The following is a 19192-nucleotide window of genomic DNA, read 5'->3' as shown; positions in this document are numbered from 1 at the left end:
TGAAGGTGGAAACAGGCGAATTCAGAGCATCGAACGCAGCAGGTCGCGGGCCTGTTGCTGGCTGATTTCCCGGCGGGCCAGGCGGTCGAGAATGTCTTGTGGCGTCACCGCGGGCGCAGCGTGCGGTGGCGCCGGCAGCGGTGGGCTGCTCACCGTGGGCGGCGTACTGATCCAGTAGCGACGACGCAAGAATTCATAGCCGGGCAGCGGCACCTTTCGCCACGCCTGGGTCGCCGCTGGCGGCGTCGCGGGCAGGTGCGCATCGAGCCAGGTGCGGGCCAGCGCCGCACACTCGGGCGCAGGGGCCGGGCCACTGAGCAGCACCCGTGCTTCGTCGCCCGGCGGGCTCATCAACCATTCGCTCAACTGCCGGCGCAGCGCGTCGAAGTCGTCGGCCACCACGGCCAACCGTGCTTGCTCGAACGCCTGGCGCCCGTGCAGCAGGGTGCTGGCGACGTCCCGCGTGGTGAAGCAGCGCAGGCCCAGGTAGTGCTCGGGGTGCTGCGGTGCCAGGGCGTGTTCATGCTCCAGGCAGTCGACAAAGCGCTGCAGGTAGCTGCGCAGTTGCCCGGCGCTGTGCGCGCTGAATACAAAGGCCTGGGGGCCGGTGGGCGCGGGTGGCGCTTGCAGCGGGGCGTCCTCGATCAGCACATGGGCATTGGCGCCGCCGGCCCCGAACGAACTGATGGCGGCCACCCGTGGCAGGCCATCCGCAGGGTCCGGCCAGTCGGCCAGGCGCTGCTGCACCACGAAGGGCGTGTTGCTGAAATCGATGTTCGGGTTCAGCGGCTGGGCATGGATGGACGGCGCCAGTTGCCGGTGCTTGAACTGCAGCAGCACCTTGGTCAACGCGGCCATGCCGGCGGCCGATTCCAGGTGGCCGATATTGGCCTTGATCGAGCCGATGGGGCAGCGCCACTCGCTGGGTACCTGGGCGGCCAGGGCCTTGCCCAGGCCACGGATCTCGATCGGGTCGCCCAGGCTGGTGCCGGTGCCGTGGGCCTCGATATAGCCCAGCCTGGCGGCGGGCAGGCCCGAGCGCTGCAGGGCGCGGCCGATCACCTGGGCCTGCGATTCGGCGTTGGGCACGGTATAGCCCGAGGTGCGCCCGCCATGGTTGAGCTCGCTGCCACGGATCACCCCGTACACGTGGTCGCCGTCGCGCAGGGCCTGGGCCAGCGGCTTGAGCAGCACCACGCCCACGCCTTCACCCGGCACGTAGCCGTCGCCGCCGGCGCCGAAGCTGCGGCACTGGCCCTGGGTGGAGGCGAAGTTCAGCTCGCACAGCATGCGGTACTTGTACGGGTGCAGCGACAGGTTCACCCCGCCGGCCAGGGCCAGCTCGCAACTGCCGCTGCGAATCAGGTCGCAGGCCAGGTGCAGGCTGGTGAGCGACGACGAACACATGCTGTCGACGGCGAACGAGGGGCCTTCAAGGTCCAGGCAGAACGACACGCGGTTGGCGATCGAGGCATACGAGGAGTTGGTCAGGGTCGCCGGCCGCGCGGGCCAGCTCGACGCACCATAGAACTGGTACTCGCCGTACATCACCCCCGCGACCACCCCCACGCGGCGTCGCTCCACGCCCGGCTGGCGCGGCCCGCACAGGCTCTGCGGGGTGTAGCCGGCGTCTTCCACGGCATGCCAGGCGGTTTGCAGAAACAGGCGCTCCTGCGGGTCCATGCGCTCGGCGTCGCGCGGCGAGATGCCGAAGAACAGCGGGTCGAAGCAGTCGAAATCATCCACCAGGCCGCCCCAGCGCGCATACAGCTGGTCGTCGCCGCCCGGTTGCTCCCAGCGCGAGGTCACTTCGCTGATCAGGTCATCGCCGGCCGCCAGGTGCTGCCACAGCGCCTGGGCATCGCGTGCGCCGGGGTAGCGCCCGGCCAGGCCGATGATCGCGATGTCCTGGCGTTGGGTGTCGGCAGTGCCCTGCGTGACCACCGACAGCGCGGGTGCTGGCGGCTCGACCACCACGGGGCCCGGTGCCAGCCGGGCGACTTCGGCCGGGTGCTCGTTGCCGAGCAGGGCGGCCAGCTCGCGCAGGCTGCGCACTTCGAACAGCACGGTCTTCGACAGGGTGGGGAAGTGCTGTTCAAGCCGGCCGTTGAGTTCCATCACCAGGATCGAGTCCAGGCCGAATACCTCCAGCGAGGTGTCGGGGTCGACCTTGTCCAGCGGCGTGGCCGTCACCTCGGCCAGTTGACGGGTGAGGTAGTCGAGCAGGCAGGGCGCGTCGCTGGCCGCCTGCGGCGCGACCTGCACGGGCGGGGCAGGCGGCGCCTCGATGCCGAACAACCGTGCAACCGCGTCGCGCTTGCCGCACACCGGGATCAACACCGCTTGCGCCAAGGCGAGGCAGCGCAGGAACGTGGCCACCCCCTGATCGCTCGGCAACAGGGCCAGGCCATGGCGAGCCAGCCATTGGCGCACCGGCGCCGGGGCCTGCATGCCGTTGTCGGTCTGCCACAGTGGCCAGGCAATCGACAGCGAGCGGCCCTGGCGCTGGCCGCTGGCACAGCGCTGCTGGCGGGCCTGCACGAAGCGGTCGAGCCAGGCGTTGGCCAGCGCGTAGGCGCTCTGCCCGACATTGCCGTACACCCCGGCCAGCGACGAGCACACCATGAACAGTTTCAGCGGGTCATCGGCGGTGGCTGCATCCAGATGGCGGGCGGCCAGGGTCTTGCCCTGGAGTACGCTGGCGCGCTCCTGGGCAGGTTGCCGCAGGAAGAACCCGTCCTGCAGAACCCCGGCACAGTGAATCACCCCGTGGCAGGCGCCGTAGCGCTGGCGAATGCTGGCAAGGGCGGCGTGCAACGAGTCGGCATCGGCGCAGTCGGCCTGCCAGTAGGCGGCATCGTCGGCGCCCAGGTGCGTGAGGCGCTGCAGCCATCGGGCAGCGTCTGCATCGAGGGCGCGACGGCCCAGCACGGCCAGGCGCAGGCCACCGAGGCTCGCCAGCGCTTCACCCAGTGCACGGCCGACGGCCCCCAGCCCGCCGCTGATCACCAGCACATCGCCGGCGCTCAGTTGCGCCGGCGCTGTGCCGGCACCCGGGGTGACAAAGCGCAGGCTCGCCACGTGGCGTTGCCCTTCGCACAGCGATACCCGGTTGACACCGGGCTGCTCAGCCGCAAGCAGTTCGTGCGCCAGCGCTTCACGCTCTGCGCTGCCGGGCTGGTGGCTGGTTTCGATCAGGCTGGCGCTCAGGCTGGGGATCTCCTGCACCACCGAGCGCAGCAGCCCTTCAAGGGCACTGACAGGGCCGGGGTGCAGCACGATCCGGGTATGCAGCGCGGGGGTGCTCTGGCCCTGGCACAGGTGGCGCAGCAGGTCAGCGGTGGCCAGGGCGGCGTCCAGCCCTTCGCCCAGGCCGGCGTCCTGGCTGCCGGTGCTGCGCAGGTCGATCAGCAGGCGTGCGGGTACCTGCTGCTGGCTGGTCAGCAGGCGCAGCAACAGGTCGATGTGGCGCGCATCGCCCAGGTCGGCCTCGACGGTGCGTGGTGAGGTGTAGTGGAACTGCTGCGCGGGTACCAGTCGCCAGGCGGCGTCACGCAGTTGCGCGGGTAACTGGGCGAAGGCTTGCGGGTCGTCGCACAGCAGCAGTGTGGTGGGCATCGGCCCGGGCGCGGCCGGGGCGGCGGGCTGGTGCTGCCAGTAGGGTTCGAGCAGATGCACGGCATGCTCGGGGTCGACGCGGTACTCGCGAAAGGCAAAGGCCTCGATGTCCATCAGCACCTGGCCGTCTGCATCGAACACCCGGAAGTCGTACAGGCGCATCTGGCTGCCCTGGGCAGCCCGCGGGCGCACGTGCACGAAGCAGCGCTCGGTCAAGGGCCGGTAGCCGTGCAGGGCCTGGCAGGCGTAGGGCACGAAGGTGGTGTCGATCTGTGCATTGCCCTGGGCGGCGGTGACGAAGGCGCTTTGCAGCACCGCATCGAGCAACGCCGGGTCCAGCGTGCTCAGCGGTTCGCCCTGGCGCTGCTCGGGGCGCCAGTGCAGTTCGGTAAGCGCCTGTTGCTCGCCCAGCCACGCGCCGGCAATGCAGCGCAGGGTGGGGCCGTAGGCGATGCCCAGGCGCTCGAGGGTGGGGTACAGCGCGTCGAGGGCCAGCGGCCGGGTGCACTCGCTGCGCACCTGCGCCAGGCTTGGCAGGCTGTCGGCGGGCACCTGCACGGCGCGGCACTCGCCACGAAAACTGGGGGTGGGGTCACTGGCCGGCAGCGGCTGGAACGCCAGGCGCACACCGTCGTGGGTGCGTTCGCTGCGGCATTCGATGCTGCGCTGCTGGCCGGGCTCGACACGGATCGGGCTGGCCCAGGTCAGCTTGTGCAGGGTCAGCGGCAGGTCCAGGCCGTGGCGGCGCGCCTGGTTGCAGCACAAGTCGATGTAGGCGGCGGCGGGCAGCACCGGCTGGCCCTGCACCACATGGTCGCGCAGAAAGAACTGGCCGGCATCCAGGTGCAGCTGGGTGCTGGCGTGGGGCGCGGCCGACGCCACACGCGGCACCCAGTAGCGGTCCCTGGCAAAAGGGTAGAGCGGCGCGGCCAGTGGGCTGGGCGGCTGCGGCCAGAAGCGGCCCCAGCGGGCGAGCGTGCCGTCTACCCAGGCCGCTGCCAGTTCATCGGGGGCGCTGGCGCTCAGCTCTCGCGTTGGTGTGCCGGGCAGCAGCCGGCCCTGATAGCCCCCCGGCATCGATTGCACGAAGCGCTCCAGGCCAGCCTGCAACTGCGTCAAGTCGGCAGCTACCAGCGCGAAGCGATGGTCGAACGCCGGGCGGCAGCATTGCAGGGTGTAGGCGAGCTGGTTGGCCGATGCGTCGGGGTGGCGTTGCAACCAGGCCAGCAGGGCGGCGGCCTGTTCGCGCACTTGCGCTTGGCTGCGCGCCGACAGCGGGTACACCGCCGGGCCCGTGCTGGCGCTCGACGGTGTGGGTTCGGGGGCCTGTTCGACAATCACATGGGCATTGGCGCCGCCAGCGCCGAACGAGCTGATGCCGGCGCGGCGCGGGCCGTTGTCGCTGGTCCAATCACGCGTGTCACGCACGATCTGCAGGTGGCTGTGCTCAAGCCCGGCGTCGGGGTTCAGCACCCTGGCATGCAGCGACGGCGCCAGGCGCCGGTGCTGCAACTGCAGCACCACCTTGCTCAGCCCGGCCATGCCGGCGGCCGCTTCCAGGTGGCCGAAATTGGCCTTGATCGAGCCGACATGGCAGGTCGCCGAGTGTTGCCCGCCCAGTGCCTGCCTGAGCCCTTGCAACTCGATGGGGTCGCCCAGGCGCGTGCCGGTGCCGTGGGCTTCGATGTAGCTGATGCTGGCGGCCGGTACCCTGGCATCGGCCAGCGCCCGCTCGATCAGCGCGGCCTGGGCACCGGCGCTGGGCACGGTGTAGCCGTTGGTGCGCCCGCTGTGGTTGATCGCACTGCCCTTGATCACTGCCAGTATCCGGTCGCCGTCGCGCCGGGCCACCTCGAGCGGCTTGAGCACCACGGCCGCAACCCCTTCACCGGGCACGAAACCGTCCGCCTCGCTGCCGAACGCATGGCAACGTCCGGTGGGCGAGAGCATGTGCTGCTGGCACAACTGCACGTACTTGGCGGGGTGGGTGTAGAGGTTGACCGCACCCACCAGCGCTGCCCGGCACTCGCCCTTGCGCAGGCTGTCGATGGCGCTGTGCAATGCCGTGAGCGATGACGAGCAGGCGGTGTCGATGGCCAGGCTCGGCCCGCACAAGTCCAGGGCGAACGATACCCGGTTGGCCACCGACCACGGCAGGCCACTGGGGATCGCCGGTTGCCCGGCCTGCCACAGGGCAGGGCCGAGCAGGGGGTAGGTGTTGCTGGTGATCCCGACGAACACGCCGACATCCAGCGCACCCTGGGCGCCGCGCAGCAACTGGCCGCGCTCGCCCAGGTGGCCGCTGTCTTCCAGGGCATGCCAGGCGCATTCGAGAAACAGCCGCTCCTGCGGGTCGAGGCAGGCGGCTTCACGCGGGGCGATGGCGAAGAACTGCGCATCGAACCGATCGATATCGGGTAGAAAACCGCCCCATTTGGCATAGCTCAGGCCGCTGCTGCGGGCGTCGGTGCCCGCGGCGAAAAAACCGTCCAGCGGCCAGCGCTCGGCGGGTATCTCGCTCACCGAGTCGACACCCGCCAGCAGGTTGCGCCACAGCGCATCCAGGTCGTCGGCACCGGGGAAGCGGCCATGCAGGCCGACAATGGCGATATCGCCAGCGGGCTCCTCGTTGCACGACGCCAGGGGGGCAATCGAGGGCCAGGCCTCGACGCCTGCGGCCGGTGGGGGCGGGCTGGGCGGGCGGCCCTGCAGGTAGCTGGCGCTGGCCTGCGGATGCTCGCGCAGCAGGTGCGTGGCAACGTCGCGGATGCAGCGGCAGTCGAACAGCAGGGTCTTGTTCAGGTCGGCGAAGAGGGGCTGGATCAGCTCGTTGAAATTCAGGATGGCCAGCGACGTGAGGCCGATCTCGTGGAAGGGCGCATCGTTGTACAGGGTGTGGGCCTCGACACCGGTCGCCTGCTCCAGCAGTTGACGCACCAGATCCATCAAGGCGGCGTGCGAACGGGCTTCCTCGGTATCGAGCATCTTCAATTCCTGAATAAAAGTTGACAGGCGACGGGCAGGCACACAGAGGCCGACGCCGCGGTGGCGTCAGCCTTCAAGTGGCTGGGTCAGGTATTAAAGGGTAATGCTGGTGGTGGGGTAGAACAGCATGTTCAATACGAACAGAATCATCCAGAAGCCGATTTCCAGTGTTTCGGTAATAGGCTGAATACGTTTTATCGCGCCATAGACATGCACCACAAACATCAGGGTGAATACCACGAAGAGTATGTCGAAGGCATAACTGAAACTGGTGCCGGTGGTGGCCGAGCGCAACATGGCCACTTCAACCACCAGAATGAACGCGCCCAGGCAGCGGCCGAAATAGATGGCCAGGTGGGTATGTTCCGGGATGGTCCATTGCATCAGGCGCGCCCAGGTGAGTGGCGCAATGAAGATCGGCAGGGCGAAGAACAGCGTGGTCACGATCATCAGGGTGGTGATGTACACACTACTGTATTGCGCATAGTAGCCAAGCATCGGCGAACTCCTTGTTCAATTGTTATTGTTGTTATTCATCGTGGGGTTTTGCTGGGGGCAAGCATTGCGAGGGCGGTACTTGTGTGTCAAGCAAGCCGCGGTGGGGGAATACCAAAGAAGGGGAGCCGGGTCGAGAGTCGTACTACTTAGGGCGCGAGACTTAAAACGTTATCAACCGCTTCACGGCAGGTGAAGTTATCAAGTAATAACCGGGTGAATAAAGTTTTATTTATCCGATAGTTGCGAGCCCTGCCGGCACATGACCGTCAGGGCCCACTCGCTCGCCGCCTACCACAAACCTGCTGCAGCCCCTCAGGAAAAAAATGCAGGATGTTGTGCGCAGAAATCGCTTGAGGTGGCCGGCCTTGCCGTCCAAGGTGCCACCCTGATAGCCATTGCCTGAAAAAGGCTGAAGCGTGCGGCGCAGGCACATGACGATGCCTGCGTGAGGAGCGGCCTTCTGCAAGCGTGACGCGTCATCTCGCTGCAGAACGTTGCCGTCTTCTCCCAATAATAAGAGAGGTAAAGGAAATGCAATCCAACAGTCTCAAGCAGAGCCTGAAGCAACGTCACATCACCATGATCGCGCTGGGGGGCGTGATCGGGGCCGGGCTTTTCATGGGCTCCGGCTCGCTGATCGCGTCGGCCGGCCCCGCCGCGATCCTGTCGTATTTCATCGGCGGCATCGTGGTCACCCTGGTGATGTTCATGCTTGGCGAGATGGCCTGCCGCACCCCCGATGCGGGGTCGTTCTCCACCTACGCCAACATGTACCTGGGCGAGTGGGCCGGCTTTACCGTCGGCTGGCTGTACTGGTTCAAGTCGATGATGACGATCACCCTGGAGGCCGTGCTGCTGGGCGCCATCCTGCATGATTTTCTGCCCTGGCTGCCGATCTGGGCGGGCGCGTTCATCATGCTGGTGACCCTGATGGCGAGCAACGCCTACTCGGTGAAGTCGTTCGCCGAAGTGGAGTACTGGCTGGCCGCGCTGAAGGTCGCCACCATCCTCATCTTCATGCTGCTGGGCGTGTCGATACTGCTCGGCCTGCACAGCGACATCCCGTCCCCTGGCCTGGTGAACCTGACCGCGCACGACGGCTTCATGCCCAATGGCCTGTCGCCGGTGATGGCGGGGGTGATCGTGGTGATCTTCTCGCTGGGCGGCAGTGAAATCGCCGCCGTGGCGGCTGGCGAGTCCGAGAACCCGCGCCGCAACGTGATCCGCGCGATCAAGAGCGTGATCCTGCGCGTGATGCTGTTCTACGTGGGCTCGGTGTCGATCCTGATCCTGTGCCTGCCGTGGACCGACAAGGCCAACCTGGCGTCGCCCTATGTGTCGCTGTTCACCCTGGCCGGGTTCGGCGGCGCGGCGGTGGCGATGAAGATCGTGCTGTTCGTCTCGTTCATGTCGGTGATGAACTCGTTCATGTTCTCCAACTCGCGCATGCTGTTCTCCCTGAGCCAGCGTGGGCATGCGCCCAAGCTGTTCTCGCACACCACGGCCAAGGGCGTGCCGCTCAATGCCTTGCTGCTCAGCCTGTGCATCTGCCTGACGATTCTGACCGTGCACTTTCTCAGCGGCGGCGACCTGTTCATGACCCTGGCCAAGAGCAGCGGCACCTTCGTGATGATCGTGTGGATCTTCATCATCATTGCCCACCTGGCCATGCGCCTGAAAACCCGTCACGAACCGGTCGACCCCAAGGCCTTCCGCGCCTGGTTCTTCCCTTATGCCAACGTCGTGGCACTGCTTGCGCTGCTCGCCGTGATCGGCAGCCAGGCCATCGACCCGGCATCGCGCCTGCAACTGTGGTTCATCGCGGCCACCACGGTGCTGGTGGTGGTGGCCTATTTCGTGAAGCGCAATCGGGTGGCCGACAAACCGGCGGCTTACGTGCAAGCCGAGTAAGCCGTGGCAAGGGTGTAGGAGCCAGCCTTGCTGGCGATGCCCGGCCATGCCGGGCCAGGGGTGCTGTACGCACCATCGCCGGCAAGGCCGGCTCCTGCAGCCGCTTTACCAGAACCCTGCCGGCGCCTGCAGCGCAGCCCTGAACACCTCGATCGCCCGCTCCACATCCGCCATCTCGGTATACCGCCCCACGCTCACCCGCACACTGCTCAGCGCCTGGCCGGCATCCAGCCCCAGTGCCAGCAGTACATGCGAAGGGGCCTGGGTGGCCGAGCTGCACGCGGAGGTCGACGACAGCGCCAGGCTGCCGGCCACCTGCGCGCTGTTGAACCCGCTGCGGCTGATGCACAGGTTCAAGGTGTGCGGGATGCGCTGCTGCGCGCACCCATTCAGGGTCACGCCCGGCAGGGCCAGCAAGCCTTCACGCAGGCGCTGGCTCAGTTGCTCGATGCGCATGCTTTGCGCATCACCTTGCACGTCCGCCAGCTCAAACGCCGCGCCCATGCCCACAATCTGATGCGTGGCCAGCGTACCCGAGCGCATACCGCCCTCGTGCCCGCCGCCATGCATCTGCGCCTGCAGCACGGGGCGCGCACGCGGGCCGACGTAGAGCGCACCGATGCCTTTGGGCCCATAGACCTTGTGCGCCGAAAACGACATCAGGTCGACCGCCAGCGTGCCCAGGTCGATGGCCACCTTGCCCACCGCCTGCGCCGCGTCCACGTGCAGCAGTGCGCCGTGTTCGCGCACGATGTCGCCGATGCGGGCAATGTCGGTGAGGGTGCCGAGTTCGTTGTTCACCCACATCAACGACACCAGTGCGGTGTCCTCGCGCAAGGCCGCCTGCACGGCCTCGGGCTGGATCAGCCCCTGTGCATCGGGCTTGAGCCAGGTGACCGTGTGGCCCTGGCGCTCCAGTTCATGGGCGGTGTCGATCACCGCCTTGTGCTCCAGGCAACTGGTGATCAGGTGACGGCGCCCAGGCTGGCCCTGGGCAATGCCTTTGAGGGCCAGGTTGTTGGACTCGGTGGCGCCCGAGGTCCATACAAGGGCGTCTGCGGTAGCGCCAACCCGGTCGGCCACTTGCTGGCGCGCGTGGTCCACGGCCTGTCGGGCGGCCTGGCCATAGCCGTGGCCAGTGGAGGCGGGGTTGCCGAAATTGCCCTGGCGGCCGAGGCAGGCCAGCATGGCTTCGATCACCCGGTCATCGACCGGAGTAGTGGCGGCGTAGTCGAGGTACAGCGGTAGTTCTGGCATGGTCATCGTCTTTTTGTGCACGTGAAGGGCAGGTAGGTAGCCTACCGACGATGACGGAGAAAATTTTTGACTGTTGTTCGGTTTGTTTGGTTTTTATAGAAAAAATCTTCTATTTGAATCCAAAGAGTTAGTATTTTTTTCGTTATGGCGCGCCGCCGACCGTATTCATGCCTAAACCGTTGCGCCTCGCCAACCCCATCACACCCTGAACATCGCCATCAGCCCCTGCTGATGATTGGCCAGCCGGTTGAGTGTCTGGCTGATCTGCGCCGATTCCTCGGCTTGCCCGGACAACGATTCGGTCACGTCGCGAATGCTCGCCACGTTGCGGTTCACTTCCTCGGCCACGGCACTCTGTTCCTCCGCCGCCGAAGCGATCTGCAGGTTCATGTCGGTGATCACCGCCACCGCATCGCCAATGCGCTGCAGGGCCGGCAATGCCTGCTCCACACGCGCCGCGCTGTCCTGCGCCTGGCGGTGGCTGTTGTGCATGGCCTCCACCACCTCGCGGGTGCCTTGCTGCAACCCTTCTATATCGACGCGAATCTCGTCCACCGAGTCCTGGGTGCGCTTGGCCAGGTTGCGCACTTCATCGGCCACCACCGCAAAGCCACGCCCGGCTTCCCCCGCCCGCGCTGCCTCGATGGCGGCATTCAATGCCAGCAGGTTGGTCTGCCCGGCAATCGAACGGATCACGTCCAGCACCGAGCCGATCTGCTCGCTGCGCGTGGCCAGGTGTTCCACCTCCTGCATGCTGGTGGTCATCTCGCCGGCCAGTTGTTCGATGGCGCGGGTGGTGTCGCCAATAAGCTCCAGGCCTTCGCGGCTGGCATGGTCGGCGCCGCGCGCAGCCTCGGCAGCCTGCGCGGCGTTGCGCGCCACATCCTGCGCAGTCGCGCTCATCTCGTGCGACGCCGTCGCCACCTGGTCCACCTCGCGGTACTGCTGATGCATGCCGGCGCTGGTCTGGCTGGCCAGTGCCGCCGACTGGTCGGCGGTGCCGCGTGCGTCGTGCACCGAGGCCTTCACGTCGGCAATCACCGGCTGCAGCTTGTCGAGAAACCGGTTGAACCAGCCCGCCAGCTCACCCAGCTCGTCCTTGCCCGCATGCTCCAGGCGCCGGGTCAGGTCGCCCTCGCCACTGGCGATGTCCTTGAGCATCGCCGCCACGTCCAGTATCGGGCGGGTCACGCCGCGCGCGGTCAGCCAGATCACCAGCAACCCCACCACCGCGGCCACCAGTGCCATCAACAGGCTGCTGAGGTTGGCGCTGGCATTGTAGGTGTCCAGGCGATTGTTGAGTGCCACGGCCGGCGCACGCAGCACCTGCTCGGGCACCTCCAGCAGCACGCTCCACGGCTGGGCACCGGGCACCGGGGCGAACGACTGGCTCACCTGCAGCAGGCCGTTGTCGTTGAATTCGGCCGCCTTGCCGGCACGCATCTGTTCGGCCAGGGCCCTGGAGTCGGTGCCGAACACCTGCTCGAAGTGCTTGCTCAACTGGCCGCTGTCCTCGCTGTGCCCGGCCAGCAGGCCGGTCGCGCTGACGATGCTCACCTGCCCGTTGCCGTCGAACAGGTCCTTGCGTCCCTCCAGGCTCAGCAGCTGCAGGTTGTCCAGGCTGATGTCCACACCCAGCACGCCGATCAGCTTGCCGTTGTGCTTGAGAGGGATGGAGATGCTGGTGGTCAGCGGGGTGCGGTCGCCCACGGTGTCGAAGTAGGGCTCCACCATGCAGGTGTCACCGCTCTCCAGAGTGCAGGTCAGCCAGCGATTGGAGACCGAGCCATTGGCCGAGACGCTGGTGTCGGCGAGCATCGATTCAGGCATCGCCTCGCGCTCCAGGGTGCCGGGGCTGGGCTGCGACCAGTACAACGAGAACCGTCCGGCCTCGTTGCTGCCCGCGCCGGCCTGGTTGACGAAGGCCGCGTCCTTGCCGTCCAGCGCATCGGGCAGGAACACCAGGTACAGCCCGAGCAGTTCGGGGTTGTTGCCCAGCGCCCGTTCGGTTTCGCGGGTCAGGGCCTGGCGCAGGTCGCCATTGCCCTGGGCGCGAAGGTACATCACCAGGTCTGCAAAACCGTTGCCGTACAGGTAGGCGCTCTGGAAGTAGCGCTGGATCTGCGCCGCCTGCAGCTGCGCGTAGGTGTGCAGGCGCAGGCGCGCGTTCTGGTCGAGCATCTGGGTGCTGGCGCTGCTCACCAGCGTGGCGCTGCGCGAGGACTGCACCCGTGTCGCCACCATCAGCACCACCACGACGGCCAGCAGGCACAGGCCCGCCAGCAAGGTGATCTTCCATTGAATTCGCAGGCGACGCAGCAACATGATCAGGTCCTTGATTTCACGGTGTCGAGCAGCAACGGCCCGCTCTGGATCGCGGGTGGGCATCGTTGGGCGGTGCTCGGCAGGGGTGGCGCAGTGATGGCATACAGGAGGCAAGGACCATAAGAAAATTGACAGACAAGTGTCAATTAATATTTCCACTTTGAGGCGGGGTGCTCGCAGATAAAACGCAAAATTGCCGATTTTTCCGTTTTTTCGCGGGTGATGACTGATGGTTTGTTTATTAAATTAGACAGATTGGTTATCAGCCCAGGCGGAACCATATGTAAATTTCGTAAATAAGATTTAAACACATTTGAGAATCATTATATTTGGCGTCTCTTTGTGGCAGCCCTGCCGTGCAGGCTGCCCTTGTGCTTGATGTGACGGAGACGTGAAATGCAGTCCAGAAGTACCCCCAACAGCCTGGCCTGGGCCTTTGTCGCGCTGTCATCGCCGGCCCTGATTGCCACCTCGGCCCAGGCCGATGACGAGCAGAACGGCGAGAACACCCTGGTGATCCAGAACACCATGGTCACCGCCGAGCAGGAAGCCAAGCAGGCACTGGGCTCTTCGATTATCACCGCCGAGGACATCAAGCGTCACCCGCCCGCCAACGACCTGTCCGACATCATCCGTCGCGAACCGGGGGTCAACCTCACCGGCAACAGCGCCAGCGGCGCGCGCGGCAACAACCGCCAGATCGACCTGCGCGGCATGGGCCCGGAAAACACCCTGATCCTGATCGACGGCAAGCCCTCCAGCGCCCGCAACGCAGTGCGCTACGGCTGGAACGGCGACCGCGACACCCGCGGCGAAACCAACTGGGTACCGGCCGAGGCGGTGGAGCGCATCGAGATCCTGCGCGGCCCGGCTGCTGCACGCTATGGCTCCGGCGCCATGGGCGGGGTGGTCAACATCATCACCAAGCGCCCCACCCAGGAGCTGCAGGGCAACGTCAGCCTGTTCACCACGCTGCCCGAAGACCACGCCGAAGGCGCCAGCAAGCGCACCAACTTCAGCCTCAGCGGCGGCCTCACCGACGACCTGGCGTTCCGTGTGTATGGCGGCCTGGCCAAGACCGACGCCGATGACCTGGACATCAACGCCAAGAGCGCCAACAGCGCGCTGGTGGCCGGCCGCGAAGGCGTGCGCAACAAGGACATCAACGGCCTGCTCAGCTGGCGCCTGAACGATGAACACCGCCTGGAGCTGGGCAGCGGCTACAGCCGCCAGGGCAACATCTACGCCGGCGACACCATGAACAGCAACGGCGGCGGTGACGTGGAGCGCATCTCCAGCCTGTACGGCCACGAAACCAACGTGATGCAACGCAGCACCTACGACCTCACGCACCTGGGCGACTTCCAGTGGGGCTCGACCAAGTCGTCGCTGTCGTATGAATACGTGCGCAACTGGCGCCTCAACGAAGGTCTGGCCGGTGGCCCGGAAGGCTCGATCAACGACACCGGTGCCGACATGTCGCGCCTGCGCAACACGCGCCTGTCCAGCGAAGTGAACCTGCCGTTCAGCCTCGACAGCAGCGAACATGTGCTGACCCTGGGTGGCGAGTACCTGTACGAAGTGCTCAACGACAAGGGCTCGCTGCGCCCGCAAAGCTTCGACCCCAGCGGTGGTGCCGGCAATGAAATCGCAGGCTTCGATCGCAGCGACTCGAAGATGTCGGCCAAGAGCTTCGCCCTGTTCGCCGAAGACAACATCGTGATCGGCGACACCACCATCACCCCGGGCCTGCGCCTGGACCACCACGAAGAGTTCGGCGACAACTACAGCCCGAGCCTGAACGTGGCGCACAAGCTCACCGACGACCTCACCGTCAAGGGCGGTATCGCACGGGCCTACAAGACCCCGAACCTGTACCAGGCCAACCCCAACTACCTGCTCTACAGCCGGGGCAACGGTTGCAGCACCCAGCAGACCAACAACGGTGGCTGCTACCTGCAGGGCAACCCCAACCTCGACCCCGAAACCAGCGTCAACAAGGAAATCGGCCTGCTCTACGACCGTGGCACCTGGCGCACCAGCGCGACGTACTTTCGCAACGACTACAAGAACAAGATCATCGGTGGCACCGACGTGATCTACGACATCAACAGCGGTCGCCGCGTGACCCATTGGGAAAACGCCGACAAGGCATTGGTGGAAGGGGTGGAAGGCAACTTCTTCGTCGAGCTGACCCCGTCGCTGGACTGGAACACCAACCTCACCCTGATGCTCAACAACGACAACCGCGACACCGGCGAGCCGCTGAGCGTGATTCCCAAGTACACGGTCAACAGCACCCTGGACTGGCGTGCCACCGACAAGCTGTCGTTCCAGGTCGCCGGTACCTACTTCGGCAAGCAGAAGTCGCCGACCTACAACTACCGCACCCAGCAGAACTACGACCTGGATGCCCAGCAGGACGTCGAAGCCTACGGCCTGGTCGATGTGAGCACCGGCTACAAGATCACCAAGAACTACGACGTGCGCTTTGGCGTGAACAACGTGTTCGACAAGCAGATCCACCGGGGTGGCAACGCCAGCAGTTCGGGCGCCAACACCTACAACCAGCCGGGCCGGGCGCTGTTCGCGGCACTGAACATCTCGTTCTGAGCCGCCATTGCCTACAGGCTGCCCCGGGTCGATCGCGCATCGATCGGCCCGGGGCGGCTTTTTTGTGTTTTCAGGCCCTCTACACCCGTACTACCCAAGGTGAAGCGTGAGTTATCTATCAGCACAACCTGCCACGAAGATTCTGGCCGTCGAGGACGATCCGCTGCTGGCGGCCCATCTGGAACAGCACCTGCGTCGCCGCGGTTTCGATGTGAGCGTCTGTCATGGCGTGGACGACAGCACCGACCTGCAGGCCTGGACGGCCTTCGACCTGATCCTCATGGACATCCTCCTGCCCGGTCGCGACGGCCTGCAACTGCTGGGTGAACTGCGCGAGCGGTTCATGGTGCCGGTGATCCTGATGTCGGCACTGGGTGCCGAGCAGGACCGCATCGTCGGCTTCAGCCAGGGCGCCGACGACTACCTGCCCAAGCCGTTCAGCATGAACGAGATGGACGTGCGCATCGATGCGGTGCTGCGCCGGGTTGCCTATGAGCGGGCCGCGCCGGAAGGCGCGCAGGGCGAGCCGGCGGCGCTGCGTAAGGACATGCGCCAGGACATGCAGCTGGGCGCCGCGGTGGCCAGCTTCACCCCCATCGAGTACCGCCTGATGCAAGTGCTGCTGGCGCACCCCGAGGAAGTGCTGAGCAAGCCGTTCCTCTACCAGCAGGTGCTGCACAGGCCGTTCTCCCAGCAGGACCGCGTGCTGGACATGCACGTCAGCCACGTGCGCCGCAAGCTGGCCGCCATCGGCTATGCCGGCCGCCTGGCCACGGTATGGGGCAAGGGCTACGTGCTGACACAGGTGCCGGCATGAGCTTGCCCGGACGTCACTCGCTGCTGTGGAAACTGTGCGCGCTGCTGGTGGTGCTGTGCCTGTCGATCATCTGGTTCAGCCGCTCGGGCGGTGCGCACCTGGAGCGCAGGAGCTATCACCTGAGCGAGGAGGCGCGCCAGGTGCTCAAGGGCTACGCCGTGGAGGCCCACGCGGCGTGGCGCAGCGGCGGTACGCCAGGCGTCGACCGGTGGCTGGCCGACCTGAAGATCCGCGAGCCGGGCTGGGCGCTGGTGCTGGGCAGCGACCTGCGCTCGTTGAGCAGCCAGACGCTGACCGATGAGCAGCAGAAGTACGTGACGTTCATGCGCGAGCTCGACTGGCCCATGAGCAAGCGCTCCCCCGAGCTGCCGGCGATCAGCGTGCCGTTCCCCGAGGCGCCCCAGGCCGGCAGGCTGGTGATCCAGTTGCCCGAGCGCTTCATGCCGTCGATGCGTCCGCTGCTGGTGCAACTGCTGATCCACGGGCTGCTGCCGGCGCTGTTGGCACTGCTGGCGGGTTTTCTGCTGTATCGCGTGCTGATCGGCCCGCTGGCGCACCTGCGCGCCCAGGCCAATGCCCTGCGTGCCGACCGCCTGGACACCCGGGTCGACCCGGCGATTTCCCGGCGTAGCGACGAACTGGGCGATCTGGGGCGGGCCTTCGACCACATGGCCGAGCGCCTCGAAAAGACCGTGTCGCTGCAGCAGCGCCTGCTCGCCGACCTGTCCCACGAGTTGCGCACGCCGTTGACGCGCCTGCACATGGCCGCCGAAAACGAGCCCGACGATGACGTGTTGCGCGAGCGCCTGACCCGCGAGGTGCAGTGCATGCGCCAGCTGGTCGACGACACCCTGGAGCTGGTGTGGCTCGGCACCGAGCGCCCGCAACTGGCGCTGGACACGGTCGAGGTGCAGACCCTGTGGGAGGTGGTACGCGAGAACGCCTGTTTCGAGTCCGGCTGGCGCGAGGGGCAACTGCCCATGGCGCTCACCGAAGACTGCCTGGTGCGCGGCCACCTCAACGGCCTGGCCCAGGCGATGGAAAACATCGTGCGCAATGCCATCCGCCATTCGCCTGCCAACGGGCAGGTGCGCCTGGGCGGCCGGCGCGATGGCGATTGCTGGCACCTGTGGATCGACGACCAGGGCCCCGGCGTGGCCGAGGCTGCGCTGGAGACCATCTTCCAACCTTTTACCCGACTCGACGCCGCACGCCCGGGCGGCGACGGCTTCGGCCTGGGCCTGACGATCGCCCGTTGCCGGGTGCAGTTGCAGGGCGGCCAGGTATGGGCACAGAACCTCAAGCCGGGCCTGCGCGTGAACCTGCGCCTGCCAGCGGCAGCACAAGGAGAAACCTGATGAGCAACACCCGACCGGTCTGGTTGTTGATTGTGTCGCGCGCGGTAGCCGCCTTGCTGGGCGGCTATGCATTCAGCTATGCGGCCACGGCTTTTCTGGCCCGTGTGCTGCCAATGCCTGCGGTGGATGCGGTGATCGTGGCCAGCCTGCCGTCCTTTGCGTTCTACACCTGCGCGTTCCTGTGGGCCTTCGCCAGTCGCGATGCCCTGCGTGCGTGGTGGCCGGCGGCGCTGGCAGTGCCGTTGGCGGCGGTCGGCTTCTGGCCGCAGTTGTGGAGCCTGTGAGATGAAAAATACCTTCACCCAATCCATGGCGTGGCTGCACACCTGGGCCGGCCTGATCTTCGGCTGGCTTCTGTTCGCGATATTCGCCACCGGTACGCTGGCGGTGTTCGACAGCGAAATCGACAACTGGATGCGCCCCGAGGTGCGCAGCCACGACCTCACCCAGTTGCAGGCCGCGCAACGCGGGCTGGCCTACCTGACCCAGCATGCACCGGGCGCCAGCAACTGGAACATCAGCCTGCCGGATGCACGTTCGCCCGGTTTGCAGGTAGCGTCCGGCGAGCGTCGACGCGGTGGCGGCACCGCGCTCGACCCGCATACCGGCGAGCCGATCGAGGTGCGCGAAACGGCCGGCGGCAGCTTCTTCTTCCGCTTTCACTTCACCCTGAACCTGCCGCGCAACTGGGGCATCTTCGTGGTCGGCGCCCTGGCGATCGTGATGCTGGTGGGGCTGGTCAGCGGCATCGTGATCCACAAGAAGATCTTCAAGGAGTTCTTCACCTTCCGCCCCGGCAAGGGCCAGCGCTCGTGGCTGGATTTTCACAACGCCAGCGCGGTGCTGCTGTTGCCGTTTCACCTGATGATCACCTACACCGGGCTGGTGATCTTTTTGCTGATCTACATGCCGGCGGCGGTGGATGCGCTGTTCGAGGGTGACAACCAGGCGTACTACAAGGCCCAGGGCGAGCAGCGTCTGCCCACGCCGCGCGCGGCGCTCAAGCAGCCAGCCGCGCTGGTCGACCTGGCCCCGGTACTGGCCAGCGCGCAAGAGCGGCTGGGCGCCATCAGCAGCATCGGTATCTCCAACCCCGGTACGGCGGCCGCGCGGATCGAGGTGCGCCCGACCCTGGGGTATCGCATCGCCCTGAGCAAGGGGCAGGCCATGGTGTTCGACGGCGTCAGCGGCGAGCTGCTGCGCGATGTGCCCGACATGCGGCCTGCCGTGCTCACCCAGCGGGTGATGGCGGGGCTGCACTTCGCGCAGTTCGGCGGCTATCCGATGCGCTGGCTGTACTTCGTGTGTGCGTTGGTCAGCACCGCGATGATCGGCACCGGGCTGGTGCTGTTCTGCGTCAAGCGCCGGCGCAAGTACGCCAGTGCCTCGGTGTCGGCGCAGCGTTGGTACAAGGTGGCCGAGAGCTTCAACGTGGCGTTCGTCGCCGGCCTGATGCTGGCCTGCGCAGGCTTGCTGTGGGCCAACCGCCTGCTGCCGGTGGAGCTGGCGCAGCGGGCCAACTGGGAGGTCAAGGCGTTCTTCGCGGTGTGGTTGCTGTCGCTGCTGCATGCCGGTTTGCGTCCGGCGCAGCGCGCCTGGGCCGAGCAGCTGGGGCTGACCGCGGTACTGTGCATCGGCCTGCCGGTGCTGGGCGCGTTGACCGCGCAGCACGACCCGGCGCACCGCGTGCTGGAGGCCACCAGCGTGGTGCTGGGTGGGTTGCTGGCGTATGCGGCATGGCGCTGCGTGGCGCCGCGTGAAGAAAAACCTGCGCGCAAGCGTGCGACGGTAGCGGTGGAGGGGCAATGAC

The 19192-nt window shown here is 66.4% G+C and carries 10 protein-coding genes; 6 read left to right on the top strand and 4 right to left on the bottom strand.

The window, feature by feature from the left end; genetic code table 11:
• Window positions 1–21: 21 nt before the first annotated feature.
• Window positions 22–6603, bottom strand: coding sequence for an SDR family NAD(P)-dependent oxidoreductase (locus N0B28_RS17095; RefSeq protein ID WP_275727710.1), 6582 nt, complete (start codon window positions 6601–6603; stop codon window positions 22–24).
• A gap of 93 nt (window positions 6604–6696) precedes the next feature.
• Window positions 6697–7101: a hypothetical protein gene (locus N0B28_RS17090; RefSeq protein WP_043861149.1), complete on the bottom strand. Its 405-nt coding sequence runs from the start codon at window positions 7099–7101 to the stop codon at window positions 6697–6699.
• Between the two features lie 531 nt (window positions 7102–7632).
• Here N0B28_RS17090 and N0B28_RS17085 point away from each other — a divergent pair.
• On the top strand, window positions 7633–9012 hold the full coding sequence (locus N0B28_RS17085) for an amino acid permease (protein WP_043861150.1): 1380 nt from the start codon (window positions 7633–7635) through the stop codon (window positions 9010–9012).
• Between the two features lie 105 nt (window positions 9013–9117).
• Here N0B28_RS17085 and N0B28_RS17080 read toward each other — a convergent pair whose 3' ends face one another.
• Both N0B28_RS17080 and N0B28_RS17075 read right to left on the bottom strand, forming a co-directional pair.
• On the bottom strand, window positions 9118–10269 hold the full coding sequence (locus N0B28_RS17080; RefSeq protein ID WP_275727707.1) for an aminotransferase class V-fold PLP-dependent enzyme: 1152 nt from the start codon (window positions 10267–10269) through the stop codon (window positions 9118–9120).
• Window positions 10270–10467: 198 nt separating this feature from the next.
• The gene (locus N0B28_RS17075; protein WP_275727706.1) at window positions 10468–12594 is read right to left on the bottom strand and encodes a methyl-accepting chemotaxis protein; all 2127 of its coding nucleotides are present in this window, start codon (window positions 12592–12594) and stop codon (window positions 10468–10470) included.
• 396 nt (window positions 12595–12990) lie between these two features.
• Between N0B28_RS17075 and N0B28_RS17070 the strand changes: the two genes are divergently transcribed.
• The 5 genes from N0B28_RS17070 (at window position 12991) to N0B28_RS17050 (ending at window position 19191) form a co-directional block, all read left to right on the top strand.
• Window positions 12991–15207 (top strand): TonB-dependent siderophore receptor, encoded by a 2217-nt coding sequence (locus N0B28_RS17070; RefSeq protein ID WP_275727703.1) that lies wholly within the window; start codon window positions 12991–12993, stop codon window positions 15205–15207.
• Between the two features lie 106 nt (window positions 15208–15313).
• Entirely contained in the window at window positions 15314–16024 is a 711-nt protein-coding gene (locus N0B28_RS17065) for a response regulator transcription factor (RefSeq protein WP_104572668.1), read from the top strand.
• Window positions 16021–17382, top strand: coding sequence for a sensor histidine kinase (locus N0B28_RS17060; protein WP_054915162.1), 1362 nt, complete (start codon window positions 16021–16023; stop codon window positions 17380–17382). The genes N0B28_RS17065 and N0B28_RS17060 overlap by 4 nt, the downstream gene beginning before the upstream one ends.
• The gene (locus tag N0B28_RS17055; RefSeq protein WP_054915161.1) at window positions 17382–17666 is read left to right on the top strand and encodes a hypothetical protein; all 285 of its coding nucleotides are present in this window, start codon (window positions 17382–17384) and stop codon (window positions 17664–17666) included. Before N0B28_RS17060 ends, N0B28_RS17055 begins: the two co-directional genes overlap by 1 nt.
• A 1-nt stretch (window position 17667) precedes the next feature.
• Entirely contained in the window at window positions 17668–19191 is a 1524-nt protein-coding gene (locus tag N0B28_RS17050) for a PepSY-associated TM helix domain-containing protein (protein WP_054915160.1), read from the top strand.
• Window position 19192 lies beyond the last annotated feature (1 nt).

This window comes from Pseudomonas sp. SD17-1, assembly GCF_029201585.1.
GTDB classification, from domain to species: Bacteria; Pseudomonadota; Gammaproteobacteria; order Pseudomonadales; family Pseudomonadaceae; genus Aquipseudomonas; species Aquipseudomonas palmensis.
Note: the sequence above shows the minus strand (reverse complement) of the source record. Positions and strands in the feature narration are given on the sequence as shown.

Excerpts from the sequence above, each read along its gene's own strand:
- N0B28_RS17095 (WP_275727710.1), bottom strand. The coding sequence starts at position 6,603 with ATGCTCGATACCGAGGAAGCCCGTTCGCACGCCGCCTTGATGGATCTG.
- N0B28_RS17090 (WP_043861149.1), bottom strand. The coding sequence starts at position 7,101 with ATGCTTGGCTACTATGCGCAATACAGTAGTGTGTACATCACCACCCTG.
- N0B28_RS17085 (WP_043861150.1), top strand. The coding sequence starts at position 7,633 with ATGCAATCCAACAGTCTCAAGCAGAGCCTGAAGCAACGTCACATCACC.
- N0B28_RS17080 (WP_275727707.1), bottom strand. The coding sequence starts at position 10,269 with ATGCCAGAACTACCGCTGTACCTCGACTACGCCGCCACTACTCCGGTC.
- N0B28_RS17075 (WP_275727706.1), bottom strand. The coding sequence starts at position 12,594 with ATGTTGCTGCGTCGCCTGCGAATTCAATGGAAGATCACCTTGCTGGCG.
- N0B28_RS17070 (WP_275727703.1), top strand. The coding sequence starts at position 12,991 with ATGCAGTCCAGAAGTACCCCCAACAGCCTGGCCTGGGCCTTTGTCGCG.
- N0B28_RS17060 (WP_054915162.1), top strand. The coding sequence starts at position 16,021 with ATGAGCTTGCCCGGACGTCACTCGCTGCTGTGGAAACTGTGCGCGCTG.
- N0B28_RS17055 (WP_054915161.1), top strand. The coding sequence starts at position 17,382 with ATGAGCAACACCCGACCGGTCTGGTTGTTGATTGTGTCGCGCGCGGTA.
- N0B28_RS17050 (WP_054915160.1), top strand. The coding sequence starts at position 17,668 with ATGAAAAATACCTTCACCCAATCCATGGCGTGGCTGCACACCTGGGCC.